General features: G+C 52.9%; 2 protein-coding genes. Both read right to left on the minus strand.

Going from position 1 to position 4,152, the window contains the following annotated elements; all coding sequences use genetic code 11:
• Positions 1 to 237: 237 nt before the first annotated feature.
• Positions 238 to 3,372 carry an efflux RND transporter permease subunit gene (locus tag ACTG33_RS16440; protein ID WP_439136306.1) on the minus strand — a complete coding sequence of 1,045 codons (3,135 nt, stop codon included), beginning with the start codon at positions 3,370 to 3,372 and terminating at the stop codon, positions 238 to 240.
• An 82-nt stretch (positions 3,373 to 3,454) separates the two neighbouring features.
• A partial coding sequence (locus ACTG33_RS16445) for an efflux RND transporter periplasmic adaptor subunit (protein WP_439136307.1) occupies positions 3,455 to 4,152 on the minus strand: 698 nt, incomplete at its 5' end.

The raw sequence follows: 4,152 nt of genomic DNA on the forward strand, positions 1-4,152 counted from the left end.
GATGGAAAATCCTTTGCCGTGCAGCAGGTTACTCAGTTGATTGCTCAGGGTTTGGTCATCGTCAATGATTAATATACGGGCACTTGCCATAGAGCCACCTCGCCTGAGCTACACATCGAAGTGGTGGCAGCTCAGTCAGGAATGTTAAGGCGCGTTCGGTTTTGGGATCTGTCGTCGGCGCAAAATGAGCTCATTATAATATTGCTAATAGTTCTCATTTGCAATGTGGTCTTGCGATTATTCCGGAGCTTTGGTTTGTCCGCCGTGGATTTTCTCCCGCAGGGTCTGGAAGAGCTTGAAGAAGATCGGCACCAACAGGGTACCGCCAATGGCTGCGGCGATGGTGCCGCCAAAGATCGATAACCCCAGTGACACCCGCGCTGCCGAACCTGCACCGCTGGCAATGACCAGTGGGAAAACGCCGACGAGGAATGAAATCGCGGTCATGCACACTGGTCGGAAACGCAAGCGAGCGGCCTCAACGGTGGCGTCTTGCAAGTCTCTGCTCTCTGTTTCACGCAGAGATTTTGCAAACTCCACAATCAGAATGGCGGTTTTTGCCGCCATGCCAATGAGCAGCACCAGACCAATCTGGCCATACAGGCTCAGGGAGGCTCCGGCAATCAGCATGCCGAGCAGTGCGCCAATCATCGCAATGGGGACGGACAGTATGATCGCCACGGGCATGGTCATGGATTCGTAAAGCGCGGCCAAAAACAGGTAGGTAAACAACAGCGACAGCCCCAGAGCAATGGGCGCCATATTGCCGGATTTTCGCTCTTCAAAGCTGGCGCCGGTCCAGTCGTATTTGTAACCGTCCGGCAGTTGCGACAGAGAAAGTTTGTCGATGGCCTGCATGGCTTCGCCGGAGCTGTACCCCTGCGCTTCGTTGGGGCGGCCATTCACGGTGGCGGAGTCGTAGGTGTTGTAGCGATACAAAATATCGGCACCTTGTGTCGGCTGGGTTTGTACCAGCGCTTGCATCGATACCATATCGCCCTGTGCGTTGGGGACAAACAGGTTGCGCAGGTCTTGTTCGGTCTGGCGGAATTGGGCGTCGGCCTGGACCATAACCCGGTAGGTTTGTCCGAACAGATTGAAATCGTTGACGTAATAGCCACCCAGTTCGGTTTGCAGTGTCAGGAAAATATCACTGATCGACACGCCCAGGGATTTGGCGTGTACCCGATCGATGATCAGTTCAATTTGTGGGTAGTCGGCGCGGAAGGTGGAAAATGCTCCGCTGACTTGCTGCAGGTTATTGATTTCCGGTAGCAGGGTATTCAGCGTCGTCGCCATTGCCTGCTCTCCCTGACTTTGTGTGTCCTGAAGAATGTAGGAGAAGCCCGCTACTGCACCCATCCCTGGCAGGGCAGGAGCGCCAAAAATGGTAACTCTGCCACCGGGAATGTTTCGAAACAGGTTGGTGTATTTCTCCTGTAGGGCAAATTGGTGCTCCGACGGGTCGGTGCGTTCTTCCCAGGGTTTTAGTTTTACAATGATCATCCCCGCATTGGGTTGCAGGGCACTGTTGAGAACACTAAAGCCATTCACTGCCAGCAGAGTTTCGATGGCCGGATCTTTTTCAAGTACCGTGTGCAGTTGATCAATATAGTCAGATGTGCGGTTCAGTGAAGCCGCCGGAGGTAATTGCACCTCAACCATAAAGAAGCCTTTGTCTTCTTCCGGAATAAAACTGGTGGGTGTCTGAGTAAACAGAAATCCGAGTAACGCAAACAGCGCAACGATCAACGCCGAGCTGATGAGCAGGCGAGCGGACAGCCACGACACGATGCGTACATAACCATGAGTGATACGTGCGAACAGCGAATTAAATCCGCGGATCATCAAGTTAGGTTTGTGTTCAGAATGTTTTAGCAACAGCGAACAGAGCGCCGGACTCAGGGACAAAGCATTGATCATGGAGATAATGACGGCAACCACCAGCGTGATACCAAACTGGGCAAACATTTCTCCGGTGATGCCGGGTAATAACAACGTCGGACCAAATACGGCCATCAATACCGTGGAGGTGGCAAAAATGGGGGCAGCCACTTCTTTCATGGCTTTCTCTGTCGCCGGTCGTGCCTCCAGCCCTTCGTCGTGCATGATCCGTTCGACGTTCTCCACCACAATGATCGCATCATCCACAACTAAGCCAATCGCCAAAATCAGCGCAAACAGAGTCACGGTGTTGATGGTCAGCCCCAGCAAGTACAGAACCGCCAGGGTGCCAATGATGGAGACTGGCACTGCAATTGTGGGCACAAGAGTGGCGCGGACACTGCCCAAAAATAAATAGGTGACAAAGATCACCAGCGCAATGGTGAACAGCAGCGTGAGCAGTGTTTCTTCCAGCGAGGCTTTAATAAACAGGGTAGTGTCGTGACCAATAACATAATCCACGCCCTTGGGGAAAAACGGTTTCAGCTCCTCCATTTTGGCGCGTACTGATTCGGCAACTTCCAGTGAGTTGGCGTCAGAGAGTTTGTAGATGGCGAGCAGTACGCCGGGTTTGTTGTTGTATTCGCCAAAGCCTTTGTAGACTTCGGAGCCCAGCTCCAGACGAGCTACGTCTTTCAATCGTAAAATGGCACCGTGGGCGCCGGTACGCAAAATGATGTTGCCGAATTCTTCTTCAGATGCCAGCCTGCCTTTGGTTTTCAACACATACTGAAACTGGGTGTCGGGAGAGTTGGGGGCTGCACCCAGCTGTCCCACCGCCGCCTGGAGGTTTTGTTCCTGGATGGCAGCAAACACCTGACTGACGGAAATGTTGTTGTTGGCCAGTTTGATCGGATCGAGCCATACCCGCATGCCGTAGTTGAGCGCACCAATGATGTTGGCATCGCCCACACCGGCAATCCGTGCGAGTTCCGGGGCGATATTCAAACTGGCGTAGTTGGATAAAAACACACCGTCCAGGCTCTCATCGGGTGAGAAAAGACTGACCACCATGAGCATGTCGGAAGACGTTTTCCGCACCTTGATACCGCGCTTGATCACTTCTGTGGGCAGGCGAGGTTCTGCGAGGGCAACACGGTTTTGCACATCCACCTGAGCCAGTGAGGCATCCATGCCATTTTCGAACGTCAGGGTGAGCGAGTAGGTACCATCACTGGCCGATTGTGATTGCATGTAAACCATGCCTTCGGCGCCGTTGACCTGATCTTCAATGGGGCCGGCAACGGTTTCTTTGACTACTTCAGCGCTGGCACCAGGATAGCTGGCAATTACCCGGACTTTAGGCGGCGCAATGTCCGGGTATTGATCCACCGGCATGACGATGGCTGCTAACAGACCGAGGATTGTGATCAGAATGGAAATGACAAACGCAAAGCGCGGACGTTTGATAAAAAACTGCGGTCCCATAAGGGGCTCCATTGATCATCGAATGAGTGTTAACAGGCTTGTGCTGAAAATATCGGTGGTTTATGGGTGCTCACGAATTGGGTTATTCGTTGAGAGTGACCGCCATGCCCGGTTTGAGCCCCTGCATTCCTGGCGATATCACTCTGGCGCCTTCATCGAGTCCTGTTTTAACAGCCCAGTCTTTGCCATCTCGAATGCCCACATCAATGTTTTGTCGTTGAATGATTTGGTCGTTATCAACCAGAAGCACAAAGTGCCCCTGTTGATCCTGTCGCACGTGGGTTTGCGGGATCACGATGCGCGTCACTTCCTGCATCGCTTTGCCTTTAACGGTGACATTTTGTCCAGGCAGTAGCAGCCCGTCCGGGTTGGGGAAAACGGCGCGGGCGATGATCATGCCGGAAGACTCAGCGGATTCATGTGACCAGTTCTGAAACTCGCCTTCCTCGGGGTAATCGACATTTCCTGCCAGAGTCAGGCTGACGTGAAACTCCGGAATCTCGCGACCTTCATGCTCCATCTTTGTTCTCAACATGACGATGGCGTTGTATTTGCTGAGTTCAACACTGGTGGCGATATAGATGGGGTCTAATTGCACCAGTTCGAACAGCGCTTTGCCGGAAGGTGTGACATTGTCACCGACGGCGTAAGCGGGCTTGCTGATTCTGCCGGAAAATGGGGCGTAAATTTTGGTGTGCTTGATGTCGAGCTGTGCTTTTTCCAGTTGAGCCTGAGCTTTGCCCACGGATGCTTTGGCGACTGAGACATTGGCTTTGGCTT

Origin of the sequence: Pseudomaricurvus sp., from assembly GCF_965662505.1 — a bacterium.
Classification (GTDB): Bacteria; Pseudomonadota; Gammaproteobacteria; order Pseudomonadales; family Cellvibrionaceae; genus Pseudomaricurvus.

What these genes read in the sequence shown, in the direction of transcription:
- ACTG33_RS16440 (WP_439136306.1), bottom strand. Translation starts at nt 3,372, where the DNA reads ATGGGACCGCAGTTTTTTATCAAACGTCCGCGCTTTGCGTTTGTCATT.